The following is a 25,674-nucleotide window of genomic DNA, read 5'->3' on the forward strand; positions in this document are numbered from 1 at the left end:
TGCGTTCCACCCGCGCCTGCGTACCTTGTACTTCGCCCCAAACGGTGCCGACCATGCCTGAACTCGATCTGCAGACCGCCATTCCCGCGCTGCGCGCCGGTGGCGTCATCGCCTACCCGACCGAAGCGGTCTGGGGGCTGGGCTGCGACCCTTCCAACGAAGCGGCCGTCATGAAGCTGCTGGCGCTCAAGCAGCGTCCAGTCGAGAAGGGCATGATCCTGGTCGCCGCGGCAACAGCGCAGCTGGAGGGATGGGTGCGGCTCGACGCGCTGGCCGGCGGCCGCCGGCAGGCCGTCCTCGACAGCTGGCCCGGCGCCAATACCTGGATCGTCCCGGCCGGCCCGCTCGCCCCGCGCTGGATCACCGGCGAACATGACGGCATCGCCGTGCGGGTCAGCGCGCATCCGCTGGTATGCGCCCTGTGCCAGGCCTGGGGCGGTCCGCTGGTCTCGACCAGCGCCAACCTTGCCGGCCAGCCCCCCGCCCGCGACCGCGGCCAGCTCGACCCGGTCCTGCTCGCTCGACTTGATGGCCTGCTCGCCGGCGCCACCGGCGGCCTGGCCCAGCCCACCCGCATCCGCATCGCCGCCACCGGACAGGTGCTGCGCGACTGAGCCGGCAGGAATGCCGGTGGCGAGGCCGCATCGCCGCGCGCCACCACCGCATGGCCTGCCCCGGCTGATCGATGCCGGCGGAGCGGCCGCCGTCCAGGCGCAAACCGCGGCACGATCGCCACCGCGGGTGGCCCGTTGCCGGCCCGGCTTCCGCATCGCCGCACGCGCGCCCCCGCCCGGCACGCGCCCGGCCGGGGTGGTCCCTGCGGCATATCCCCTTGGCCCGACACCGCCCGGAGGCTTGCGCCATCGGCCATATGCGGCAACATGGCGGCATGCGCCTCCGCCTGCTCCTGCCCGGGTCCCTCGCCCTGCTGGCCGCCGCGGTGCCGGCCGCCGAGCCGGTGCCCACCGGCAGCGTGCGCATCTATCGCTGCGTGGCGAGCAGCGGCGCGGTCGCGCTGCAGGACGCCCCCTGCGGCGACGGACACCGCCAGCAGGTGCTGGACATGCAGCGTCCGCAGGATCCGCCTCCCGGGTCGGCGCCGGCGCCCTCCATGCCAGCCCCGGCCATGCCGGCCGAGCGCGAGATCCGCATCGTCACCGTGCAGCCGCCGCAACCGCTTTACGAATGCATCGCTCCGGATGGCGGGCGCTATACCAGCGACGACGGCGTGGGCAACCCGCGCTGGGTGCCGCTGTGGGTCGACGGCCATTACCCGCCCGTGACCATGGGCGGCAGCGTTTCAGGCAGCGTCAGCCTCGGTTCCGGCACGGTCGCCATCCAGAGCGGGCGACCCGGCCACGACCATCCGCGGCCCCATCGGGGCGGGCCTGCGGTCGCCACCGGCACCTGGGTCCGCGATGCCTGCCACCCGCTGCCGCAGCCGGAAGTCTGCGCACGCCTGCGCGACCGCCGCTGGGAACTGGTGCGCCGCTACAACAGCGCCCTGCAGAGCGAGCGCCAGGCGCTCACCCGCGAGCAGCGCGGCATCGAGGCGCGACTGGAACGGGATTGCGGCGGCCATTGAGGCCAACAGGCGTCCGGCCGCCGGTGCGGCCGCCCGCGGAGCCGGGCCTCAGAACCCGTAGCGCAGGAAACCGCCGTCCACCGCGATGCATTCACCGGTGACGTAGCTCGATGCCGGCAGGCACAGGAAGCCGACCGCGGCGGCGACTTCCTCCGGCTCGCCGATGCGGCGCATCGGCGTGCGCGCGATCACTTCGTCGTAGTAATCCGCGTCCGACAGCGGTCCGGAGGTGCGGCGGGTGCGGATGTACCAAGGCGCAACCGAATTCACGCGGATGCCATCCTCGGCCCATTCGCAGGCCAGGTTGCGGGTCATCTGCTGCAGCGCCGCCTTGGTCATGCCGTAGACCACGCCGCTGCGCACGTGGGTGATGCCGGAAACGCTGCCGACGTTGACGATGGCCGACGCGGCGTGGCGCGTGAGCAGCGGGTAGGCATGGCGCGACAGTTCGAACGCGGAGAACAGATTGGTCTCGAAGATGCCGCGCCATTCGTCTTCGCTGTAGTCGTTGGCCGGCCGGGTGATGTTGCCGCCGGCGTTGTTGACCAGCAGGTTCAGTCCGCCATGGTCCTCGGCCCAGTCCAGGATCGCGTGGCGGTCCTCGTCGTCGGCGACATCGGCGGACAGGCCATGGATCTGGCGGCCGGGGAATTCGTCGGCCAGGTCGTCGCGCACCTGCGCCAGCGCATCGGCGTCGCGCGCCACCATCAGCAGGTCGGCGCCGAAACCGAGCAGTTCGCGCGCGATCGCCAGGCCGATGCCGGCGCTGGCGCCGGTGATCAATGCGGTCTGTCCGTCCAGCCGCCAGCGGTTAGTGTTCATGCGCCGTAGCATACCGCCGACCCCACGACCGGCCCATGCCGATGATCCCTCCGGCCGTCTCGACCGGACACCCCGGCGTTCGCCCTGGCCCTGCCGCCGTGCCGGAGCGAAGCCGCACGGGCGCAGGCACTGTTCGCCGGCGTGAGGGCCGGCATGACGGCGGAAAGGTAATGGCGGCGGTGCCGGATGCGGGCTTGCCGTCCGGACCGCACCCCCTGCGGGAAGCGATGAGGAGCGCGTGAGCCGCGACGGCCTGCATCCCGATGGTCTTCGGTTCGCCGCGCGCGCGTACGAGCGCGACGACCGGTTGTCGCAGCTGACGCCCGGCCCCGTACGCCGCGACCTGCCGCCGACGGAGGCGCTGACGACCTGCGATGCGGTGCTGGCTGTGATGACGGCCCGCCATGGAACGCCATCACGGCAGCAGGATCTGCTCGACGATTCTTGGTGCCGGAGCGCGAGGCCCCCTGGCGACAGGGCGACAGGGCGACAGGGCGACAGGGCGACAGGGCGACAGCGTTATCACCCTCGGCGATGGCGACGGTTGAGGCCGGCACCTGCCGCTGTTGGACGTGGCGTTCCGGCCGATACGGCGGAACCGAACGTCGTCGGGCGCGCACGCCTCCCTTCATGGCGATGTGTCAGGATGTCGCCAGCTTCCACAGGAGCGTGCCGATGGATATCCGTCATTGCCTGTTGCCCTCGACCCTGGTCCTGCTGGCCGGTTGCAGCAATCCGCAGCCGCCGGAGACCGAGCGCCGGCCCGATCCGCAGGCCGCGGCGATGCGCGAGGCCATCGCGCAACCGCTGGCCGACGCCAAGGCCGCCACAGCCGCGACCGAAGAAGCGGCCAAGGCGGAGCAGAAAGCCATGCAGGCGGCGGACGCCGCCCCGTAGCAGCGCGTCCGGGTGTGCAACGAGCCCTGCGCGGCTCCCGCGGCAACGGCCGGCGGATCCGCGCGCGGAGACCAGACGGGAAAGCCCATTGCCCCTGGAAGGGCGCGCCCGCATATGACAACGCCGCCCGAGGGCGGCGTTGCCAGGTCACGTGGCGGCGGCCATCACAGCCCGCAGAAGCAGTAGGCCAGCGCCTTCACCGGCGCGCCGTTGCGGTCCTTCACCGCGTCCTCGACGAAGCGCAGCTGGGTGTCCATCTCCGGCATCGTGCGCGCCAGCATCATCCGCGCCAGGCCGGAATCGGACAGCATCCAGGCGCCGGCGCGGCTGCCGGCGAAGCCGGTCATGAACTGCGCGAACGGCGTGGCCGCTTTTTCGATGTAACGCACGCGGTACTTGTCCTGCGCGCCGAGTTTGGCGCGCGTGGCGGCGTCGGCCACCGCGGCCTTCAGCCCACCGAACTCGTCCACCAGCCCGCGCTCCTTGGCCTGCGCGCCGCTCCATACGCGGCCGCGCGCCACTTCGTCGATGGCGTCCACGTTGCGGTCGCGCGCCTGCGCCACCTTGCCGGTGAAGTCGGCGTAACCCTTGTCGATGACCGACTGGATCACGCGGCCTACCGCCGGGTCCATCGGCCGGGTGACGTCGAACGCGCCGGCGAAGCGGGTGGTGCCCACGCCGTCGGTGTGCACGCCGATCTTGTCCAGGCTGCGGGCGAAGTTGGGGATCATGCCGAAGATGCCGATCGAGCCGGTGATGGTCGATTCGTCGGCATAGATGCGGTCGGCGTTCATGCTGATCCAGTAGCCGCCGGAGGCGGCCATGTCGCCCATCGACACCACCACCGGCTTGCCGGCGGCCTTGAGCGCGTCCACCTCGCGGCGGATCTGCTCGGAGGCGAACACCTCACCGCCCGGTGAGTCCACGCGCAGCACGACGGCCTTGACGTCGTCGTCGTCGCGCGCGGCACGCAGCAGCGCCGAGGTGGAGACGCCGCCAACGCGGCCGGCAGGCAGGTCGCCGCCGGCGATCTCGCCTTCGGCCACCACCACCGCCACCTGCGGACGATTGTCGATCGGCGAACGGTGCGCATCGATCTGGGTCAGGTAGTCGCCCAGCGCGATCTGGCGGAATCCGCCATCGGCATCGTTGTCGGCCACGCCGCGGTCGGTGAGCAGCGCTTCCACTTCCTCGCGGGTTTTCAGCCCGTCCACCAGCTTCTGCTGCAGGGCGAAGCGCGCCAGGTCGCCGCCGGCGGCGGCGATGCCCTCGGGCAGGGTGTCGATGCCGGCGGCCAGCTGCGCGGCGTCGAGCTTGCGCGCACTGGCGATGTCGCCCAGGTAGCGCTGCCACACGTCGTTCATCCAGAACAGGTCGGCTTCCTTGGCCTGCGGCGAGGCGGCATCGAGCACGTAGGGCTCGGCGGCGGACTTGTATTCGCCCACCTTGAACAGGTGCACGTCCACGCCCAGCTTGTCCTGCAGGCCGCTGCGGAAGTACTGGCGATAACGCCCCAGGCCCTCCAGCAGCAGGCTGCCCATCGGATCGAGATAGACCTCATCGGCCTGCGCGGCCAGCAGGTACTGCGACTGGCTCATGTTTTCGCTGAAGGCGACCAGCTGCTTGCCGGAGGCGCGCAGTTCCTGCAGCGCCACGGCTACCTCGCGCATCGAGGCGAAACCCGATGGCTGCAGCTTGTCCAGCTCCAGCACCACGCGCTCGATCTTCTTGTCGTCGCGCGCGGCTTCGATCGCGCGGACCAGGTCGCGCAGCTGGAGTTCCTCGGCGTTGTTGTCGCCCACCATCTTGGCCAGCGCGCGGCTGACCGGATCGGTGCTGTACTGCTCGACCAGCCGGCCTTCCGGGGCGATGACCAGGGTGGTGCGGTCCTGCAGCACCTTGGCCGACGAGGCGCCCTTGCCCATCGCCACCAGGAACACGATCAGCAGCAGGAACAACAGGCCGAAGAACAGCAGGTTGAGGATCAACCGCCGGGTGAAGTTCATGACGTCCCACAGCCCGACGAAGAAGCTGGCGATGGGGTTGCGGCGGGGCAGCGGTGGGGGGTTCATGGATGCTCCGGAAGGGGCTTGTTGCAACGCAGGATACCCATGATCGGCAAGGCCGGCATGGGCTTCAAGTCAGGGTGCCGCAGGATGGAACAGGCGCTGGCTGCTGACCCGCAGGCGCCAGCCCATCAGCACGGCGGCGGCGGTCAGGCCCATGATCAGGCCGACCCACATGCCCTGCGGTCCCCAGCCCAGGCCGAGGCCGAGCCCGGCGCCGAGCGGCATGCCCACGCCCCAGTACGCGAACATGGCGATGAACATCGGCACGCGGGTGTCCTTGAGCCCGCGCAGCGCGCCGGCCGAAAGCACCTGGATGCCGTCGGGGAACTGGAAGGTGGCCGCGTACAGCAGCAGGGTGGAGGCCAGCGCCGCCACGGCCAGGTCGTCGGTATACAGCCGCACCACCGCGTCGTGGCCCAGCAGCAGCACGGTGATCGACAGCATCTGGGTGACCAGCACGATGGCGTAGCCGGCCCAGGTGGCGCGGCGCACGCCCAGCGGATCGTTGCTGCCCACGGCGTGGCCGACGCGCACGGTGGTGGCCTCGGCCACGCCCATCGGGATCATGAAGCACAGCTGGGCGACGTTGATCGCGATCTGGTGCGCACTGGCCTCGACCGCGCCGATGCGGCCGATCAGCAGCGCGGTGATGATGAAAAGACCGCCCTCCATCAGCACGGTGACGCCGATCGGCAGGCCGGTACGCAGCAGGTCCCAGATCGCGCGCCAGCGCGGCGGTTCGAAATGCCCGAACAGCTGCAGGTGGGCGAAGCGCCGGGTCTTCCACAGGTAGGCGGCGAAGCACAGCGCCTGCAGCCACATCGTCACCGACGAGGCGATGCCCAGGCCTTCGGCACCCAGTTCGGGGAAACCGAACCTGCCGTTGCACAGCGCATAGCCCAGTGGCCCCAGCACCAGCAGCCCGCCGAAGCCGAGCAGCATGGTCGGCAGCGTCCAGTGCATGCCTTCGCTCAGGTAGCGCATGCAGAAGTACAGCGTCAGCGCCGGCACGCCCCAGCGGATCGCGTGCAGGAAGCCGGTGGCTCCGGGCACGATATCCGGGGCGATGCCGAAGGCCGGCAGGAACGCCGGCACCACGCTGAGGAAGGCGAACATCAGCACGCTCAGGCCCACGCCCAGCCACAGCGCCTGGCGGAACAGCGGGCCGATGTCGCGCTCGCGGCCGGCGCCATTCAACTGCGACACCGAAGCGGTCAGCGAGATCAGGGTGCCGATCGGCACCAGCATCGGCAGCCACAGCAGGGCGGTGCCGATGCTGACCGCGGCGAAGGTATCGGTGCCGTGGTGGCCGGCGATGGTGTTGTCGACGAAAGCGATCAGGCCGGTAGAGACATGGCCCAGGACCAGGGGCAGGGCAAGCAACCCGGTGGCGCGCACTTCCTGGCGGAAGCGCGGCGTGGCGGAGAGGGTGGGCATACGGGGAGGAACGCGGACTGCGGCCGGCGCGGGACGCGCTGTTGCCGGGTCGCGGGAGCCGCGCATTGTAAAGGCAGCGGATGAAGATGCGTGAAAGGCGTCCCGGCCGCGCAGGGCATCGCCCCGCCCGGCGCGACCAGGCGCTGGGCGGATGCGCGGCGCGTCACCGGGTTTCGGTCTTCTGCCGCAGCCAGTCGGCGCGGCCTGCGGCTGGCACGGCCAGCAGCTGGTCGCGCAGCGCGTCGCGCTCCTGCGGCGGCGTGCGCTGCGACAGCACGCCCAGTTGCGCCAGCTGCGCGGCATCGAGCTGGCGCAGCAGCGCCAGCATCGGCTCGCGCTGGTGTTCCGGCAGATAGCCCAGCAACGGCTGCAGCTTGGGGTACTGCGCGCCCAGCTGCGGGCCCAGCCGCCAGCCATCGCGATGCAGGCGGTCCAGACCGAGGAAACGGTCGCGCAGCGCCTCGCGCTCGGCCGCCGGCAGTGCCGCCATGTCGGCCGCGGCCCGGCGCACGCGCTGGCGCTCGGACTCGGGCAGCGCGCGCCACGCCGCATAGCGCGCGCGCAGTTCGCGCTGCTGGGCCGGCGCCAGCGCCGACCAGTGCGATCGCGGGTCCGGCATGGCACCGGCCGCGTGCGCGGCCGGCGGCGGCATGGCGGCGGGCATCGCCAGCGACGGTGCGGCCGGCAGCAGCACCAGCAATACCGGCAACAGGCGCTCAATCCTCCGCATCGACCGTCTCCAGGGCGGTGCCGGCCGGTTCGGCGCGACCGGGGCGCGCCTGCGATTCGTCCACCGGCACCGGGCCGCCGGCCGCATACCAGGCGTGGAAATCGGCGTCCTGCGCCAGCGCCAGCTCCGGATCGGCCAGCATCGCCGCATCATCCGCGGCACGGCTGTCGCCGCTGGCAGGCGCGGCGGGAGGATCGTCGGCCGGCAAGGCCTCCACCTGCACCGGGCCATTGTCCGAAACCGCGCCCTCGGCGGCTGGCGCGGCCGCGCCGGGCAACGCCGGCCGGTGCTCCTGCCACCACCAGGCCGCGACCACCGCAAGCAGCACCAGGGGCAGGCACAGCAGCAGCCAGGTCCGCCAGCGCCAGCGCGTTGCGGTACGGCGCGGCGGGCGGGCAACGCGGGCATCGGCTTCGATCCGTGGCGCCGCGGGCGCCTGGCGGGCCGGCGCGGCCCCGGCCGCCATCGCCCCGCGCAGCTGTTCCAGCTGCTGCACGCGGCCCGGCGGGAGATCGCGCACCTGCGCCTGCACCTGTTCGGCCAGCCCGCGCCATGCCGTCGCGTCCGGATGGCCCTGCGCGTCCAGCGGGCAGGCGCCAGCCAACGCATGCCGGTATGCCTCCGGCGTCACCCCGAGGACCGCCGAGGCGGCATCTTCATCCAGCCCGCCGCCGATACGCAGCAGCAGCGCCAGCCGCTCGGCCGGGGCCAGGTCCTGAAGATGGGCCAACGCGGGCGGCCAGTACCCGTTCGTGGATGGCGCCCGCATTTGCGGGTTGCCGCACAGCAGGGTCCAGAAACGGGCGGGCCAGTCGGCCATCGGCATGCCCGCGGCCGGGCCGGCGAAGGCGCGCATGGCAGCCGCCACGGCACGGCCGGCGGCATCCTCGTCGCCGCTCTGCAGGCCCGCGACGACCAGGGCGCGTCGTTCGACGCCTTTCAGGAAAGCGGACAGGGCACTGGCTGCGGCCGGTGTTGGAGAGGCGGGTGCAGCCATCAGTTGGACTCCTTCATCGCCGGGAATGATACCCAGCGCGTCGGGCCCCGCAGATAGTCCCGGCAGCCGGCCTGCACGCCGTCTTGACGCTCTCCCGGACGCTCCATGCCGCAACTTGTGCACAGCGTCAATAGCCTGCCTGCAATCGGCCGCGATTTCCGGCGGGCACCCATATTTCGCTTTTGTTTCACGAACAAGTTGTTGATTTTAAAAGACTTGATCGTATGGCTATTTTTTGACCAAGTTGAGGGAAAGGCTTCCACCACCGCCCTGGGCGCGTGGAGCACAACGCTGATGCACAGAGTTATCCACAAGTTGTGTGGATAAGCCCAAATCTCCAAGCCCGGCCTGCGTTTACGCGGTGTTTATGCTTCCGGCGCGAACAAGCGCACGCAAGTAGGCGGCATGCGGCGGACCGGTTTCCCGACCGGTTCCGGCGGCCCCCGGGGGGTGTGCCGGCCGGCGACCGGCACCTACACTGCCGCCCATGCCCACCTGCCCCACCCTGCGCATCGCACTGCCGGTCCCGTTGCCGCAGACCTTCGATTACCTGCCTCCGCCCGGCAGCCCGGACCCGGGCGCCGGCGATACCGGGCGCCGGGTCAGGGTTCCGTTCGGCAACCGCGAACTGGTCGGCATGGTCGAGAGCATCGGCACGGCGGACGACCCGGCGACGCTGCGGGAAGCCCTCCAGTGGCTGGACGGCCCGCCGCTGCTGGGCGGGGAGCTGCACGCCTCGCTGCGCTGGCTGGCGCGCTATACCCATGCGCCGCTGGGCGAGGTGATCGCCACCGCGCTGCCGGCGCCACTGCGCCGGGGCGACCCCCTGCCCGATACCCATGGCTGGGGCTGGGAGTTGACCGTGGCCGGTCACGAGGGCCGGTCACGGCTGCGCGATGGCACCCGCCCGCGACGCCTGGCCGAACTGCTGGGCGACGGCACTCTGGCCGAGGAGGTCCTGGCCGCACGCATGGACGGCTGGCGCGAGGCCGGCCGCGCCCTGCTCAAGCGCGGCTTCGCGCAGCGCGTGGCGATGGCGGCGGCGATCCCGGCGGCCCATCCGCTTCCCGGCCCCGAGCCGAACCCGCAGCAGCAGGTGGCGATCGAGGCGATCACCGCGGCCGACGGCTTCCAGCCCTTCCTGCTCGATGGCGTCACCGGCAGCGGCAAGACCGAGGTCTACCTGCAGGCCATCGCCCATTGCCTGGCGCAGGGCCGGCAGGCGCTGGTGCTGGTACCGGAGATCGGCCTGACCCCGCAGATGCTGGCGCGCTTCCGCGCCCGCCTTGGCATCGCGGTGCACGCGCTGCATTCGGGCCTGAACGACAACGAGCGCGCGCGGGTATGGGCGGCCGCTTCCCGCGGCGAAGCGCGGGTGATCGTCGGCACCCGTTCGGCGGTGTTCACGCCGCTGCCGCAGGCCGGGCTGCTGATCGTCGACGAGGAGCACGACGGCAGCTACAAGCAGCAGGATGGCATCCGCTACCACGCCCGCGATTTCGCCCTGGTGCGCGGCAAGGCGCTGGACATACCGGTGGTGCTGGGCAGCGCCACGCCCTCGCTGGAATCGCTGCACAACGCGCGTGCCGGCCGCTACACCCACCTGCGCCTGCAGCAGCGCGCCGGCGACGCGCGGCCGCCGGCGGTGCGGGTGTTCGACGTGCGCAAGCGGCCGCTGCAGGACGGCCTGTCGCCGGAAGTGCTGGCGGGCATCGAACAGCACCTGCGCGCCGGCAACCAGGTGCTGGTGTTCAAGAACCGCCGCGGCTACGCGCCGGTGCTGCTGTGCCACGACTGCGGCTGGACCGCGCCGTGCCGGCGCTGCAGCACGCCGCTGCACGCCACGCCGATGACCGTGCACGGCGCCGGGCGCCGCCTGCAATGCCACCACTGCGGCGCGCGCGCGCCGGTGCCGCTGGCCTGCCCGGACTGCGGCAGCCTGGCGCTGCAGCCGCAGGGCATCGGCACGGAGCGGCTGGAAGAGCGGCTGCTGCAGCTGTTTCCCGATTTCCCGGTGCTGCGCATCGACCGCGGCACCACCGCGCGGCGCGACGCGCTGGAACAGACTCTGGCCGCGCTGGGCGAGCAGCCCGGCATCCTGGTCGGCACGCAGATCCTGGCCAAGGGCCACGACCTGCCGCGGCTGACCCTGGTGGTGGTGGTCGGTATCGACGAAGGCCTGTTCTCCGCCGACTTCCGCGCCAGCGAGAAGCTGGCCCAGCAGCTGATCCAGGTCGCCGGCCGCGCCGGCCGCGCCGACCGCCCCGGCGAGGTCTGGCTGCAGACTCATCACCCGGACAATGCGCTGCTGCACACCCTGGTCAACGGCGGCTACCACGCCTTCGCCGATGCCGAACTGGCGCAGCGCGAGGCCGCCGGCTTCCCGCCGTTCGCGCATCTGGCGCTGCTGCGTGCAGAAGCCAAGCAGGTCGAACAGGCGAATGAATTCCTGGCAGCGGTGAAGCACGCCATGCCCGCCGACAGCCCGGTCGAACGCTACGGCCCGATGCCCGCACCGATGCCGCGCCGCGCCGGCTTCCAGCGCACGCAGCTGCTGCTGTCGGCCACGCAGCGGCGTGCGCTGCACGGCCTGCTCGATGCGCTGGTGCCACAGATATACGCACTGCCGCAGGCGCGACGCGTGCGCTGGTCGCTGGACGTGGACCCGGTGGACCTCTACTGAATTCACCCGCCGGCGGCAGTCAGGGGGCGTCGCGGCTCATAGCCTCCGCAGCAACGTGAGTACCGAATGCGGTTCGACGATCAATGCCGTCAGCGCCGCATTGAAAAGCGCGCCGTAGGGGGCGTTCAGGTGTGCCTGGAACGCTGTTTCGTCGGCGTACTCTTCGAACACGAAAAACGACTCCGGAAGCTCTGCCCTGTGCAAAGCCTCGAATCGCAGGTTACCGGGCTCCTTGCGGACTTCGCAGGCGTAATCGCTCAACAGCATGGCCACCTGCGCGGCATTGCCTTGCGTAGCGGTGAATGTGGCATAGAGAATGACGGGGTCAGTTACGGTCATCGCGTGATTTCATCCCAGGCATTGGAAACGGGGGCGATACGGCGGCAGGTACCACCGCACGGGCAAGCCGGGACCGTGCAGCGGCTGGCTGCGCGTCGTGCCGACGGCACCAGCACCACGGCCCGCCGCAGGACGGCCGCGGGCCGTAGCCACTACGATCAGATCAGCTCATATCCTCGAAGTCAGCAGGGTCCGGGCCCAAGCGCCTGCCTGCGTCGATGCGTCCGATCTGCGCCATGTCGTCCTCATCCAGGGCGAAATCGAACACTGTCGCGTTCTCGGCCATTCGCGCCGGCGTCACCGATTTGGGGATGGCCACCCTGCCCGACTGCATGTGCCAGCGCAGGACCACCTGGGCGACCGTCCGCCCATGCTTGCCGGCGATCGTCTGCAGGACGGGGTGCGCCAACAGCTCGCCGCCGTGGGCGAGCGGGCTCCACGCCTGGGTAACGATGCCTTGGGCGCGTGCCTGCTGCTGCAGCCCGGCCTGCTGCAGCAGAGGGTGCAGTTCGATCTGATTGACTGCCGGGACCACGCCGGTGGCGTCGATGATGCGGTCGATATCCTGCGCGCGGAAGTTGGATACGCCGATCGACCGCACTTTGCCATCCGCGCGCGCCTGCACCAGTGCCTTCCAACTGTCGACGAAGCGGTCATGGCGCGGGCACGGCCAATGGATCAGGTACAGATCGACCCGATCCAGCCCCATCCTGGCGAGGCTGGCGTCGAGCGCCCTTAGCGCCGAATCGTAGCCCTGATCGGGATTGCGCAGCTTGGTGGTGATGAACAATTCCTCGCGCGCTACGCTCGAAGCCTGGATCGCATGACCGATGCCCTCCTCGTTGCCGTAGGCGGCGGCACCATCGACGTGGCGATAGCCCAGTTCGAACGCGGTGCCAACGACACGCGCAGTGTCCCCAGCCGGAACCTGCCACACCCCCAGTCCAATCTGCGGAATGCGATGGCCGTCGTTGAGTGGAAGCGAGGGAATGATCTTCATGGAATCTCCTTTTAAGAACGCCCTGTGCAGGGCTGGGCAACGATGAAGCAGAGCGGGCGGCAGCGCGCGTCAGGCAGCGGCACGTGACGCGCGCAAGGCGAAGGCCAGAATGACCAGGAAGCAGGCGGCCGGCACAGCGATGGCCCAGTGGATGCCGGCCATGTCGGACACCCAGCCCATCAGTGCAGTCAGCAGACCACCGCCGATGATGGCCATTACCATCATCGACGCACCGAGCTTGCGGCGATCCTCGTCCAAGCCCTCAAGCCCGAGCACGAAGATGGTTGGAAACATTACCGACATGAAAAGACTGGCGATCACCAGGGCATACAGACCGATGCGGCCGGGCAGGACCACCGCGACCACACACAACACCAGGTCCAGAAACGCGAACGTAGCCAGCAACTGCGTCGCACCTACCCTGCGCAATGCCAGCGAACCCAGGAAGCGCCCGGCCATGAACAGTACCAGCGACAAGGTAAGGAAGCCGGCGGCAGTCTTTTCCGGAGTATTGGGCACCACGTCCTGGAAGTAGCGGATCAGGTAACTCCAGATCCCGACCTGCGCTCCGACATAGAAGAACTGCGCAACCACCGCGAACATGAAGCCACGGGTACGCAGCAGTCCGCCCAGGTGCGAGAGGCTGCTGGCCTTGGCCGCCGCCGGCTGCTCGGGCGGAACCGGGAACTTCACCATCGCGATCATCATCGCCCACACCACCACGACCAGACCAATCACTACGTAGGGCACTTGCACAGCCGCCGACTCGGCAGCGAAATAGGTCTGGCGCGCAACCGGCGCCATCGCCGCCAGGTCCTGGGCACTGTATTCGACCCCGGAAAAAATAAAATGCGAGCCGATCATCACCCCGGTCATCGCCCCCAGTGGATTGAACGCCTGCGCCAGATTGAGCCGGCGCGCCGCGCCCTGCGCAGGCCCAAGCGCGATCACCAGCGAGTTGGCCGATGTCTCGAGGAACGCCAGTCCACTGGCGATAACGAACAGTGCCAGCAGGAAGAAACCATAGGTGTGCACTTGCGCCGCCGGGTAGAACAGGAAAGCGCCGGCCGCATACAGCAGCAGCCCGAGCACCACCGCCGCCTTGTAGCTGTAGCGCCGCATGAACATGGCCGCCGGCAGCGCGAAGATGAAATAGCCCAGGTAGAAGGCGCTCTGTACAAGCCCAGCCTGCAGGTCGCTCAGTTCGAAAGCCTTCTTGAACTGCTTTATCAGGATGTCGTTGAGGCTGGCTGCCGCGCCCCAGAAGAAGAACAGCGCGATGATCAGCGCCAGCGGCAACAGGAGCGCGCGCGCCATGCCTCCCGCTGCGGTTGCGGTTTTTTCACTGTGCTGCATGCGGTGCACTCCCCGGTTAGGGCCATTCATGGGCAATTTTTTCCGGTTCCCCGGTGGGCGTCGCGGGTCCAGCGGCGGCTGAAGCAGGACCATCGCGGTGCAGCGGGCGGGTTCATGCGCGACCCTGCACTGCGATGGCCGTTGGATCAGCTGGCGCCTCTTCAGAAATTGACGCTGTTGCGCAGATTCAGGCGTAGCTCGCAGACGGCGCGATGAGCTTGGTCGATGGAATCAGGCGTGGTATCCCGCGCGGCCGCGTCGCAGTTGGCAATGGCGATGTTGCCGTAAGGCATTCGTGCCCGCTCGTGCGGCGGTTGCTCGCCACGTTCGAGGAAATCGTCGAACACCGAGGAGTACATGTACGAATAACCATGGCCCCAGCGATTAACGGTGATCCCTGCGATGTCGCGGCGCGCGTCGAAGCCATGCGGACCGAGCATGCGGGTGAGCTGCTCGCGCACGTTCAGCTCATAGGTTTCGAAATCAGTGGCGTACATCTCGGCGCGGGCGACGCGGTACTGATCCTTGACCGGGATACCGGGCGTCTCGAACACCCGCAGCATGGTCAATACGGTCGGCTCATCGGGCGAGGCTGAGCGCACGTAGCCGCCGATGTCTACCGGACACTCGAGCAGGATCTGCGAGTAATAGCCGTTGGGCGCGTTGATGAAGCAGGTGCCTGCCTTCTTGAAGGCCTGCCAGTTGTTCAGCCAGACATTGACCCAAAGGTTGGCCGCATGCACCTGGTAGCGCAATGCTTCCTTCTGCCACTCAGGCAGTTCCGGGCATATGTACGGGATGACGTGGTGCCAGCAGGCCAGCACGCAATGGCGGGCGCGGACGCGCTGCAACTTGCCGTCCCGGAAATAGGTCACCTGCACTCCGTCGGCGGTATTGGCCACCTGCACCACGGTGCTGTCCAGGCGGATGCGGTTGTGGTTGTCGGGAAGGTCCAGCCTCGAGTAGTCGGCGCGCTGCAGGATCGAATCCTCCAGGGTCCTGCCGGGCAGCGCAGCGGGAATCAACTGACGCACGATCAGGCGGGCGATGGTCGCGTTGCCATCGGGGAAGTGGTAGTTGGCGACAGCTTTGTGGGTGGTCGCCGGCGGCACGCCCAGGGCGCTTGCGGGTAGTGGATTATCCGTACCCAGTTCCATACCCAGGAAGCCGGGCAGCCCACGCCGACGCGCCGCCATCGCCGACATTCCGGATAGCCCGCGCGCACTGCCGAAGGTGCGGTCGCGCAGATAGGTAACGACCATCGGGTCGACCTTGGCGACATCCAGCAGGAAGTCGCGGTAGGTGATCGCGCGCAGCTTGCGCACGCGTTCAACAGGCGCCAGCCCCGGCAGGTAATCGATGCGGCCGGCATGGAGCCGGTATACGTCCTTGCGCGCCTGCTCGCTCATTGGCGCCCCGGCAAGGAAATCCGCCCAACGTCGCGCCTGGTCGGGTGGCGTATTTGGATCGTGCAACGCGACGAATTCGATCCAGGGAGCCGGATCGTCCATCAACGCATCGCGACCGAAGGTCTCCTTGTCGTAGTACACCGACTGGCCCATGCCATGGCGGTGGTAAAAGAACGTGTCCTGGTTGTCCTGGTTGAGCCGGGCGATGTCTTCGATTCCGATTGAGCGCATGAACTCACGCGCGTTATCGCTACCGGGCGATATGTTGAAGGTGCCTGCATTGGAAATGACGGTGCGCTTGCCGAAATTGAACTCGTTGCGCTTTGCGTGACCGCCGAAGTCGTCGTGGTTGTCCAATACCAGGGTATGCGCCTGGCCGCCGCTGTCGCGCGCGTAGTACAAGGCCGCAGCCAGGCCGCTGATGCCACCACCCACTACGATGAGGTCGTATTGCTCGCCAGTATCGTGCACCTGCGTGGGGTCGATCTGCAGCGAGCCGTCACGCAGTGCATGGCCGGCCTCGAAAGCCTTCGGATAGCCACTGCCGCGCATGCCGGTCAGCGCTGGCGGATATGGCCCCTGCGCGGACGCGGGCATGCCGCGTCCGGCCACACCTGCCACACCCGTCGTTCCGGACAGCGGCATCCCCGCTGCGGCGGCCAGCACGTCCGGCGCGACGCCGGAGGCGGCCACTGCCAGCGAGGTCTTGAGAACGCCGTTGATGAAATCGCGGCGCTCGATGCTGTCGAGCATGCCCAGTTGTTCGTGCCTGTTGCGCGTCATTCGGGTTCCCCGGCCTCAGAAGCGGTAGTCGATGCGGGCGTAGTAGTAACCGCCCAGGGCGCTGATCGAATCCAGTGAGTCATACATCCACTGGTAGGTTGCCTTGTTGCTGGCGCTCATCGCCGCCTCCGGCAGCTTGCTGGTGCGCTTGTCGAAGACGTTGTCCACGCCGGCAGTCACACTGAATCCGTTGCCGAAATCGTAGCTGCCGGACAACGAGGTGATCAGCTTCGGATCGATCGTGTACTTGTAGTTGTTGGCCAGGCGCTTGATCGGGCCGTAATGGGTGAAATTCATTCCGAGATTCCAACCACTGCGCGCCCAGTTGATGCCGGCCACCTGCGTGTAGCGCGGCGAACGGTAGCGCAGGTTGTACTCGCTGGCCTCGGTGAGCAGTTGCACGTTGGGCAGGCTGGACAGGATTGGCGACACCTGTTCACGGCGCGTAATGTCGGTCTGGACCGCATTGATGGCGTAGTTCCACGTCCACATTCCGTAATCGGTGGGGATGCCGCCATCGGCGGTGAATTCGACGCCGCGGGTGCGGGTATCGCCCACGCTGCGCAGGTAGCTGACGAACAGGCCCTTGTCCGGACTGACCGAATAGCCTGCACCGGCAAGCAGCGCGTCGATGGTGGCGACCTGCTGCGCGTTGAGCACGTTGCCGCTGTAGTCGACCACCCGCGCCGGATTGGTTGGGTCATAGCCTACATAGTTGGACATGCCCAGCTGGTCGCGGATGTCAATCTGGTAGGCGTCGATCGCCAGATGCACGTTGTCGACCGGCGCGAACGTAAGGCCGACGCTGTAGTTGGTGGATTTCTCCGGCTTGAGTGGCGTGGATCCCAGCGACATGGCGAGCGGCGAACTGGCGCGGGCATTGATCCAGCGTTGCGTGGCCGTATCCGAAGTCAGCTGAAAGTTCTGCGCCGCAAGCGATGGCGCGTGGAAGCCATTGCTGACGGTGGCGCGAATCGCGACGGCGTCGGTGAAGTCGAAGCGCGTGCTCAGGCGGCCGGTGGATACGCTGCCGAAATCGGAGTGGTCCTCGTAGCGCCCGGCAAAGTCAAGGTACCAGCGCTTGGTGACATTGGCCGAGGCGCCGGCATAACCTGCCCAGCCATGGCGCGTTCCATGCGATGCATCGGCAGGCAGATAACCGGTGTAGGCGGTAATGCCCTGGCCGTACCACGAGGCCCGTTCACCAGCGCCGCGAGTGTACGCCTCGCTCTGGTATTCCAGCCCGGCACTGAAGTCCACGGGCGAGACGAACGCCTCGGTCTCGAAACCATGGCGAAGGTCCAGGTTCACCACGGTCTGCGTGTAATCGAGCTTGCCCGAATACACATCGGTGGCGCCGCCCGGATAGTCGAGTGAATAGTTGGCCGAGTTATGGGTATAGACCTTGTAGTCGTCGCGGCTGCGCGTGGCGCTCAGGTCCCAATCCCAGGTGCCCACCGCTCCCTTCAGGCCAAGCACGCCGGTGTAGTCCTGCTCCTTGCCGACCGCATCGGGGGTGAACCCATCGGGGTATACGTTCTTGAATAGACCGAGATTGCTGCTCCAAGCGGTATACGGTGTGCGCGTGTTCTGGCGTGAACTGATACGGCGGTCGCTGAATGTGGCGAACGAATACAGCGTCAGCGCTTCGCCCAGGCCGTACTCAAGGTTGTACGCGGCGGACTTCAAGGTGTACTGCGGGATGCTGTAGGCATAGTCCCTGACCTCATGTCCCGCTTCGGCCGGATTGGCAACGGTGCCCGTGCAGAGGCTGTTGTAGGTGCACAGCTTGGTCAACTCTCCGTTGGCGCCTATCGCCGGATACACCCGGTAGCTGTCGCGGAAGGGTCGTACCCGTGTCGCTTCATGCTGATCGGTGTAGTTCAGCGAGAGGTTGACGAAACCCGTGCTGCCGAGTGGCAGACCCAGATTGGCGCCGTACTTGGCGCGGGTGCCGTTGCCGGCGAAGCTGCTGCCTCCCTCGACCGAGAGCTCGCCTCCACTGGCCGCGGACTTGAGGATGATGTTGACCACGCCGGCGATGGCATCGGAGCCATAAATCGCCGCCGCGCCATCGCGCAACACCTCGATGTGATCTACCGCGGCCATGGGGATCAGTGACAGATCGGTATAGTTGTGGCCGGGGAAGCTGGTGTCGCTGGTGTAGGCGCTGACATTGCGGCGCTTGCCATTGACCAGCACCAGCGTGTAGCCAGGCGAGAGGTTGCGCAGCATGGCGCCGCGCACCTGGTAATCCAGACCGCCGCCGTAGGTCTGCAGGCTCAGCGAGGGCAGCTTGGTCAGCAGCGCTTGCAACAGGTCGCCCTTGCCGGTCGCGGCCAACTCCTCGGCACTGACCAGATCGATGGGCGTGGAACTGTTCTCGACCGTGCGCGTGCTGTTGCGCGATCCGGTAACGAGAATGGTATCCAGCTTCTTGGCCTGCGGGTCGTTCGCGGATCCGGCGCCATCGTGTTGCTGTGCGACGGCGGCCGGCACCGTCATTGCCAGGGCGTACCCCAGGGAAACAGCCAAGGCGTTGCGTACGAAACGGGCGTTGCGATTCATGGGCTTGCTCCTGTGCCAGGGAAGGCGGTGGTCGGGAGATCGGTCGATGCGGCTTCGGCTATCCGGCATGACGAGGGAAGGAGGGGGAGTGCTGCATCACGTGCATGGCATCGCCGCATTCTTCCAAGAACGGCGCCATGCCTTTGCCGAAGGCGGAAGCGCGCGCGGCGCTCCTGGGCGAACGGCCCGCCCTCGCTCCCCGCAGCGGGACGGGGCACTTTCGCGGCACCGGAGGGAACATCCGCACGGATTGCGGGAATTCGTCGGCGCGCGCTGTCGCGGCGCATGCCGGCGGCCGGTTGGCCTGGGCCATCGTTTCCATCAGCAGGGACGACGCCCGGGCTAGATGCTTCTCCACCGAGCTCCTGGAAATTCCCATGCGCCGAGCGACTTCGTACTGCGGCAGTTGTTCGACCCGGCACATCACGAATGCCTGTCCGCAGCGAGGAGGCAATCCATCGATCATCCATGCGAGCCGGCGCAATTCCTGGCTTGCTCCTGCGTGACGTTCAAGAGTGAGCTCGTGGTGTTCGCGCGAAACACCGGAATTTGTATCGATTGAAATAAAACACGAACGCCTGAAATGCTTGAACACCACCGAGCGCGCCACAGTAAACAGATAGGCGCGCCGCTCGAGAATTTGCTCTACCCGCTCCTGCGCGGCGATTAGCGCATAGGCTTCCTGCACGACGTCATCCACCTCGAGTCCCGTCGGCACCTGCGAGCGCAGCCGGCGCCGCAGCGCCGACTCATGGGGCAGGACATGACCGGCCAGCCAGTGTGTGCGTCGCGCATGCAATGGCGCTTCGATGACCGCTTCCGTGCCCTCGTGTCGGAGGCTTCCGATGCCTGCTCGCGCGATCACTCGTACCGCCATTGTCGCCACCTCGTGTTCATTGAGAAGGTATGGAGCCGGTGGTGCCGGCCAGCCAGAACGGCTGCTTTCACTGCTAGACAACGATCCTCGGCGGAACGGAATCCACAACTTCCGATACACCTTTTTCATTCTTGCCGCGCGCTTCGGCTCCCTGCACGGCCATGCCTGCTTAGCTGACTTGACCGGGCTGTTCCTGAAGAAGTCGTTGCACTTCCTCCAGCGTTGGCATGGCGGCAAACGCACCTTTCCGGGTGACGGCCAGCGCGCCAACCGCCGCGCCGAAGCGCAAGGTGGCGACGATTGCGTCATGGTCCCGGCAGAACGCATCGAACGCGCCCCCCGTCCCGCCGCGTTCGGCCAGGCCATGGAGCACGCCGCCCACGAAGGCATCGCCGGCCGCCGTGGTATCGACCGGCAACACCCGGAAACCGGGCACTTCGCCATGGGCGTTGCGGGTATGCCAGTGCAATGGCGCGGCGCCATCAGTGACGATGACCCAGCGCGCCCGCGCAGCCAGCAGGCGGTGCAACACCTGTGCGCGGCCATCACTTCCGAACGGCCTGGCAAGGTAGTCCAGTTCCTCGCGCGAGAGCTTGACGAGATCGGCCTGCTCCAGCGCCTGCCACAGCCATGGCGTCGGGTCGACCTGCGCCGGCCACAGCATCGGGCGCAGATTGAGATCGAGGCTGACCACCGCACCGGCGGCGCGCGCGCGATCCATGCCAGCGAACGTCGTTTCGGCGATGCTCGGCTCAGTCAGGCTGTTGGAACAGACATGGAAGCAGCCAGTGCCATCGAAACAGGCAGGCTGGAAGTGTTCGGCCCGGAACAGCAGATCGGCTGCAGGCGGGCGGTAGAAACTGAAACTGCGTTCGCCCGCGCCGTCCAGCGCGACGAACGCCAACGCGGTCTTGGCCGCACTGGTGCGAACGATGCAGTCGGTGTTGACGCCGGACTCGGCCAGGCTGTCGGCGAGAAAGTCACCGAACATGTCGCAGCCCAACATGCCCGCGAAGTGGCTGCGCGCGCCCAGCCTGGCTGCGGCCACCGCGACATTGGCCGGTGCGCCGCCAGCGTATTGCAGGAAAGCGCGCGGCGCCTGCGGCGAAGCCGGTGGCTGCGCCAATAGATCGATCAAAATTTCGCCGAAACAAACAATCTTGCCCATCAGGTGTCAGCCTCCCCGGCCCATTTCGAGGCCAGCAGCGCTGCCACTCGCGACGGGCACCACGAGACTGGCTGGAGCATGGACAGGATGGGAATGGACATGGAATCGGCTCGGATGCGATTGGAAGAAGAATCAGCCCTGACGCGCCGCGCTGCTCTCGCGGATGCGCAGTTGCACCGCCGCGACAGTACGCAGCGGTGGCGCATCGGGATTGGCCAGTCGCTGCAGCAGCAATGCGGCCGCTTGGCGCCCGCGCTCGCGCGGGTCGGCGGTCAACGTGGTCAACGGCGGCACCGCCACCGAGGCCTCGGAGATGTCGTCGAAGCCGGTAACGGCAAAATCGCCGCCCGGGCGGACGCCACGGGAGGTCAGACCCAGCATCAGCCCCAGCGCGACGGTGTCGTTGTAGCAGACCGCGGCACTGGGACGCTCGCCATCGGCAAACAGTTCACCGGTGCGTGCTGCCGCCTCAAGGCGGTTGGGTGCCGACTCGATCATCCAGCTCGGCTGAACCTGCAGACCGGCCTCGGCCATTGCCTGCTGGTAGCCGGTGCGGCGTTGATGGCAGGAACTGGAAGCGGCATGACCGCCGAAGAAGGCAATCTGACGATGGCCACGCTCAAGCAGGTGGCGGGTGGCGAGATAAGCACCCTGCTGGTTATCCAACGTCAGGAAATCCCACTCGGCACCGGGCAGTTCGCGGTTGAACAGCAGCACGTTGGCGTGGGCGCCCAGCACCTGGTGCAGCTGCGCGGCGTCGCTGCCTTCGGCCGGCGACAGGATGAAACCGGTGGGCGTGTGCTCCATCAGCGTGGTCAATACCGCCTGCTGGCGCCTGGGCGATTCACCGGTGCTGCCCAGCAGCGTCACATATCCCTTGCCTCCCAATGCCTCGTCCACGCCAGCGGCGAATTCGGCGAAGAACGGGTTGGACAGGTCATTGATGACCAGCGCGATCGACGAGGAGGTACGCCGGCGCAGGTTGGCGGCTGTTCGGTTGTACACATAACGCTGTCGGCGCAGTTCGGCCTCGACCTTTGCACGTGTATCCACGTTGACCAGCGGGCTGCCGCGCAATACCAACGACACGGTCGCCCGCGACACCCCCACCGCCCGTGCAATGTCCGTCACCGTTACTGCCCGCTTGCCGGCCTTGCACGCATCCTTTCCATCTGGCGCTTCGTTCATGCCCGAGCCTCCGCTGCGCGCAACCGGCAATAGGCGAGACGCCATGACCCACTCCCGCCGTGGCAACAGGCCGATACCTCTCCTTGCGTGTAGCGCAGCATGTTCCGGTGGTGATGGGTCGAATGAATCACTACAAGCTCTCCCGATGCTCGGCGATGTAATAGGCACGATTCCATTTACTGATTTGCATCGTTACAAATGAAAGAAGAATTGAATTTGTAACGATCCAAATAAACCACTTATCCAAGCATCATGCATTCTGCAGTGCATCATCAACGATGCCGCTGGCAGGTTTGGCGATGCGCGATCCCGTGAACCAAGGGTATGGACAGCTCCGGCTCCGGCCCTGCTGTCCATGGCAGCTCAGGTCAGCGGCGTCATCACGCCCTTCCGGTAGGCCGGACGCTGCTGCAGGCGCGCATACCAACCCGCCAGATGCGGCAGCTCCGGGCGCTGGATAGGCATCTCGAACCAGGCATAGGCGAACGCACCCAGCGGAATGTCGCCCATCGCGAACGCCTCGCCGGACAGCCACGGCTGCCGCGCCAGTTCGGCATCGGCCAGCGCCAGCAGTTCGCTGCAACGCACCAGCGACGCGTCGATGCGCGCGGCGTCGCGGTCGGCCGGCGCGGTACGCACCACGCCCCAGAACAGGTCGCGGAAGGCGACGGCGAAGCTGGATATGGTCCAGTCCATCCACTTCTCGCTCTGCGCGCGCCGCGCCGGATCTTCCGGGTACAGCGTGCCCAGCGCATAGCGCGCAGACAGGTAACGGACGATCGCGTTGGACTCCCATACCGGCAGGCCGTGATCCTCGATCACCGGCACCAGTCCATTGGGATTCATCTCCCGGTATTCCGGCGTCTGCGTGCCGCCGAACGCGCCGCCCACCTCGATCGACTCGTAAGGCAGGCCGATTTCCTCGGCGCACCACAGCACCTTGCGCACGTTGCTCGAATTGTGGCGCCCCCAGATCTTCAGCATGCCCGCTCCCGTCGTGATCGATGCGAGGCCTGCACGATACGCCAGCTTCCGTCGGATGCCGGCAGACGCGGGAACGCGGCGCCGGTGCATCGCCGTCGCGGTGCATGCATCATCATGCGGCGCCCAGCTTCCCGGCCTTGGCCGCGGCCTTCTTCGGCAGCGCGCGCACATAGGACGACTTGCCGTCCTTCTTCAGCTCGAACAGGCCGATCGCCGCGAGCAGGTCGCTGAGTTTTCCGTAGCCGTAATTGCGCGGATCGAACGACGCCTGGTTGCCGATCTGGCTGCCGACCGGCCCCAGGTGCGACCAGCCGTCCTCGCCCTCCGACGCCGCGACCGCCCGGCGCAGCATCTTCACCAGCCGCGTGTCGCCACGCAGCTCGGCGCCGCTCTTGCGTGGCCGCGCCTCGTCCCCCGCATCCGGGCCCACTTCGGGCGCGCTGGCGTGCGACTGGCCCAGCGCTTCCAGATAGGTGAACTTCGAACAGGCGTTGACGAAGGGATCGGGCGTCTTCTTCTCACCGAAGCCATAGACCTTCACCCCGTCGGTCAGCAGGCGCATCACCAGCGGGGTGAAATCGGCATCGCTGGAGACGATGGCGAAGCCATCCAGGTTGCGCGCATAGAGCAGGTCCATCGCGTCGATCACCATCGCCATGTCCGAGGCGTTCTTGCCCTTGGAATAGGCGAACTGCTGGATCGGCCGGATCGCATACTCGTGCAGCACCGATTCCCAGCCTTTCAAACGCGGGCTCTTCCAGTTGCCGTAGGCGCGGCGCACGTTGGCTACGCCGAAGCGCGCCACCTCGGCCAGCACCTCGTCGATCTTCGCCGCCGGCGCGTTGTCGGCGTCGATCAGCAGGGCGATGCGCTTCTCGGGATCGGACATGTCGTTCTCTCCATGGCACTCGGCTGGGTTCCAGTATCGATCATCGACATGACCGTGCGCACCCCGTGCGAAGATGACGGCCGGTTGTCACGCCTTCCACCGGCCCCCACCGGAGTACCGCATGCCCCACGACCGCCCTCCCCGCCTGCTGATCGTCGGCGGTGGCTTCGCCGGCCTCTGGGCCACCCGCGCCCTCGCCGGGACGAAGCTGCGCATCACCCTGATCGACCGCCGCAACCATCACCTGTTCCAGCCACTGCTGTACCAGGTCGCCACCGCCGGCCTGTCGGCGCCGGACATCGCCGCGCCGCTGCGGCACATCCTCGGCCATCAGCGCAACGTCGAGGTCCGGCTCGGCGAAGTGGAGGCCATCGACAAGCACAACCGGCAGGTGCGGCTGCGCGACGGCGGCACGCTGGACTACGACCTGCTGCTGGTGGCCAGCGGCGCCACCCACGCCTATTTCGGCAACGACCAGTGGGCGCCGCATGCGCCGGGCCTGAAGACACTGGACGACGCCCTGGCCCTGCGCCGCCGGCTGCTGCTGGCGTTCGAGAAGGCCGAAGCCGAGCCGGATCCGGCAAAGAAGGCGGCGTGGCTCAGCTTCGCCATCGTCGGCGCCGGCCCCACCGGCGTCGAACTGGCCGGCACCCTGGCCGAGATCGCCCGGCACACCCTGCGCAACGAGTTCCGCCATATCGATCCGGCCTCCGCGAAAGTGCGCCTGGTCGAAGCCGGTCCGCGGGTGCTGTCCAGCTTCCCGGAAGTGCTGTCGCTGAAGGCGCGCCGGCAACTGGAACGGCTCGGCGTGGAAGTGCATACCGGTACGCCGGTAACCGCCATCGACGCCGAAGGCTTCCACCTGGGCGAGAACTTCATCCCCGCGCGCACCGTGGTGTGGGCCGCCGGCGTCGCCGCCTCGCCGCTGGCGCGCACATTGGACACGCCGCTGGACCGTGCCGGCCGCGTGCAGGTGCAGCCGGACCTGACCGTGCCCGGCCATCCGGAGATCTTCGTCGCCGGCGACCTGGCCGCACTGGTGCAGGCCGATGGCCGCCCGGTACCGGGCGTGGCGCCGGCCGCCAAACAGATGGGCAGGTACGTGGCCGGAGTAGTCCGCGCAAGGCTGCAGCAACGCCCGCCACCGCCGCCCTTCCGCTACCGGGACCAGGGCAATCTCGCCACCATCGGGCGCATGGCCGCCATCGTGCACATGGGCCGCCTGAAACTCTCCGGCCTGCTTGCCTGGTGGTTCTGGCTGGCCGCACACGTGTTCTTCCTGATCGGCTTCCGCAACCGGCTGGTGGTGCTGCTCAACTGGGCAGTCGCGTACTGGAGCTACCAGCGCGGCGCGCGGATCATCTTCGGCGACGCCGATGGTGAGCCACGCGATGGCGGGCCGCCGCGGGAGTGAACGCCGGCAGTGTCACGCACCGTCGGGGGCGAAGCGCTCGAACACCTGCTGCCCGGTCAGCTTCTCGGTATCGTTGGCCAGTTCGTAGAACGCCGGCTTCTCGTCGATGAATATCTGGCTCTTGAGCTGGAATTCCTGCTGCTGGAACAGCCCGGCCGGCAGCATGTATTCGCCGGTCGGCAGCAGGCGGTAGAACAGATGAGTGCCGCAGGCCGGGCAGAAGCCGCGCTCCGCCCAGTCGGAGGAACGGTAGGCAGCGGGCTGCGCCCCCTCGAAGCGGACATCGCTGCCGCAATGCACCGCAAACATCGGCCCGCCCGACCAGCGCCGGCACATCGCGCAATGGCACAGGCCGACGTCGCCGGCCTCGCTGGCGACCACTTCGATCGCGCCGCAAAGACACTGTCCCTTCATCACCGTCTCCGTTCGTGGATGCAGGAGCGCGAATCTACACCGCCGCGATGACACCGGAATCCCCG

21 protein-coding genes are annotated in these 25,674 nt (G+C 67.8%); 5 read left to right on the forward strand and 16 right to left on the reverse strand.

The window, feature by feature from the left end:
• The first annotated feature begins 53 nt into the window (after positions 1-53).
• Positions 54-614, forward strand: a complete 561-nt coding sequence (gene tsaC, locus ABB22_RS04440) for an L-threonylcarbamoyladenylate synthase type 1 TsaC (protein ID WP_055770739.1) — start codon at positions 54-56, stop codon at positions 612-614.
• A gap of 275 nt (positions 615-889) precedes the next feature.
• Positions 890-1,585: a hypothetical protein gene (locus ABB22_RS04445; protein WP_055771023.1), complete on the forward strand. Its 696-nt coding sequence runs from the start codon at positions 890-892 to the stop codon at positions 1,583-1,585.
• A 48-nt stretch (positions 1,586-1,633) separates the two neighbouring features.
• Here the strand turns inward: ABB22_RS04445 and ABB22_RS04450 are convergent, their stop codons facing one another.
• Positions 1,634-2,407 (reverse strand): SDR family oxidoreductase, encoded by a 774-nt coding sequence (locus tag ABB22_RS04450; RefSeq protein WP_055770741.1) that lies wholly within the window; start codon positions 2,405-2,407, stop codon positions 1,634-1,636.
• A 675-nt stretch (positions 2,408-3,082) separates the two neighbouring features.
• Between ABB22_RS04450 and ABB22_RS04455 the strand changes: the two genes are divergently transcribed.
• On the forward strand, positions 3,083-3,304 hold the full coding sequence (locus tag ABB22_RS04455) for a hypothetical protein (protein ID WP_055770745.1): 222 nt from the start codon (positions 3,083-3,085) through the stop codon (positions 3,302-3,304).
• 164 nt (positions 3,305-3,468) lie between these two features.
• Here ABB22_RS04455 and sppA read toward each other — a convergent pair whose 3' ends face one another.
• The 4 genes from sppA to ABB22_RS18070 form a co-directional block, all read right to left on the reverse strand.
• Complete coding sequence (gene sppA / locus ABB22_RS04460) at positions 3,469-5,376, reverse strand: signal peptide peptidase SppA (protein ID WP_055770748.1); 1,908 nt, start codon at positions 5,374-5,376, stop codon at positions 3,469-3,471.
• A 69-nt stretch (positions 5,377-5,445) separates the two neighbouring features.
• Positions 5,446-6,810: an MATE family efflux transporter gene (locus tag ABB22_RS04465; protein ID WP_055770751.1), complete on the reverse strand. Its 1,365-nt coding sequence runs from the start codon at positions 6,808-6,810 to the stop codon at positions 5,446-5,448.
• 163 nt (positions 6,811-6,973) lie between these two features.
• Positions 6,974-7,540 carry a DUF3106 domain-containing protein gene (locus ABB22_RS04470; protein ID WP_055770755.1) on the reverse strand — a complete coding sequence of 189 codons (567 nt, stop codon included), beginning with the start codon at positions 7,538-7,540 and terminating at the stop codon, positions 6,974-6,976.
• Entirely contained in the window at positions 7,527-8,540 is a 1,014-nt protein-coding gene (locus tag ABB22_RS18070; RefSeq protein ID WP_425477783.1) for a hypothetical protein, read from the reverse strand. Before ABB22_RS18070 ends, ABB22_RS04470 begins: the two co-directional genes overlap by 14 nt.
• Before the next feature lie 484 nt (positions 8,541-9,024).
• Here ABB22_RS18070 and ABB22_RS04480 point away from each other — a divergent pair, with 484 nt between their 5' ends.
• The gene (locus ABB22_RS04480) at positions 9,025-11,220 is read left to right on the forward strand and encodes a primosomal protein N' (protein ID WP_055770761.1); all 2,196 of its coding nucleotides are present in this window, start codon (positions 9,025-9,027) and stop codon (positions 11,218-11,220) included.
• 36 nt (positions 11,221-11,256) lie between these two features.
• Here ABB22_RS04480 and ABB22_RS04485 read toward each other — a convergent pair whose 3' ends face one another.
• The 10 genes from ABB22_RS04485 to ABB22_RS04530 form a co-directional block, all read right to left on the reverse strand.
• Positions 11,257-11,559: a putative quinol monooxygenase gene (locus tag ABB22_RS04485; protein ID WP_055770763.1), complete on the reverse strand. Its 303-nt coding sequence runs from the start codon at positions 11,557-11,559 to the stop codon at positions 11,257-11,259.
• A 163-nt stretch (positions 11,560-11,722) separates the two neighbouring features.
• The gene (locus ABB22_RS04490) at positions 11,723-12,559 is read right to left on the reverse strand and encodes an aldo/keto reductase (RefSeq protein ID WP_055770766.1); all 837 of its coding nucleotides are present in this window, start codon (positions 12,557-12,559) and stop codon (positions 11,723-11,725) included.
• Positions 12,560-12,628: 69 nt separating this feature from the next.
• Positions 12,629-13,915, reverse strand: a complete 1,287-nt coding sequence (fucP, locus tag ABB22_RS04495; protein WP_055770769.1) for an L-fucose:H+ symporter permease — start codon at positions 13,913-13,915, stop codon at positions 12,629-12,631.
• Between the two features lie 161 nt (positions 13,916-14,076).
• Complete coding sequence (locus ABB22_RS04500) at positions 14,077-16,107, reverse strand: NAD(P)-binding protein (protein ID WP_055770772.1); 2,031 nt, start codon at positions 16,105-16,107, stop codon at positions 14,077-14,079.
• 15 nt (positions 16,108-16,122) lie between these two features.
• The gene (locus ABB22_RS04505; RefSeq protein WP_055770775.1) at positions 16,123-18,675 is read right to left on the reverse strand and encodes a TonB-dependent receptor plug domain-containing protein; all 2,553 of its coding nucleotides are present in this window, start codon (positions 18,673-18,675) and stop codon (positions 16,123-16,125) included.
• Between the two features lie 58 nt (positions 18,676-18,733).
• A complete protein-coding gene (locus ABB22_RS04510) occupies positions 18,734-19,681 on the reverse strand; it encodes a sigma-70 family RNA polymerase sigma factor (RefSeq protein WP_082443677.1) in 948 nt (315 codons plus the stop codon).
• 40 nt (positions 19,682-19,721) lie between these two features.
• On the reverse strand, positions 19,722-20,720 hold the full coding sequence (locus tag ABB22_RS04515) for a carbohydrate kinase family protein (protein WP_055770782.1): 999 nt from the start codon (positions 20,718-20,720) through the stop codon (positions 19,722-19,724).
• Between the two features lie 132 nt (positions 20,721-20,852).
• Positions 20,853-21,908, reverse strand: a complete 1,056-nt coding sequence (locus ABB22_RS04520; protein ID WP_055770785.1) for a LacI family DNA-binding transcriptional regulator — start codon at positions 21,906-21,908, stop codon at positions 20,853-20,855.
• Between the two features lie 363 nt (positions 21,909-22,271).
• Entirely contained in the window at positions 22,272-22,892 is a 621-nt protein-coding gene (locus ABB22_RS04525) for a glutathione S-transferase family protein (RefSeq protein ID WP_055770788.1), read from the reverse strand.
• 112 nt (positions 22,893-23,004) lie between these two features.
• Positions 23,005-23,781, reverse strand: a complete 777-nt coding sequence (locus tag ABB22_RS04530) for an NYN domain-containing protein (protein ID WP_055770792.1) — start codon at positions 23,779-23,781, stop codon at positions 23,005-23,007.
• Positions 23,782-23,902: 121 nt separating this feature from the next.
• On the opposite strand from ABB22_RS04530, the gene ABB22_RS04535 reads away from it, so the two are divergent.
• Positions 23,903-25,195 (forward strand): NAD(P)/FAD-dependent oxidoreductase, encoded by a 1,293-nt coding sequence (locus ABB22_RS04535; RefSeq protein WP_055770794.1) that lies wholly within the window; start codon positions 23,903-23,905, stop codon positions 25,193-25,195.
• Positions 25,196-25,207: 12 nt separating this feature from the next.
• On the opposite strand, the gene ABB22_RS04540 is transcribed toward ABB22_RS04535, so the two are convergent.
• On the reverse strand, positions 25,208-25,609 hold the full coding sequence (locus tag ABB22_RS04540; protein ID WP_055770798.1) for a GFA family protein: 402 nt from the start codon (positions 25,607-25,609) through the stop codon (positions 25,208-25,210).
• Positions 25,610-25,674: the final 65 nt, after the last annotated feature.

The sequence above is a fragment of the Stenotrophomonas nitritireducens genome, assembly GCF_001431425.1.
Taxonomy (GTDB): domain Bacteria; phylum Pseudomonadota; class Gammaproteobacteria; order Xanthomonadales; family Xanthomonadaceae; genus Stenotrophomonas; species Stenotrophomonas nitritireducens.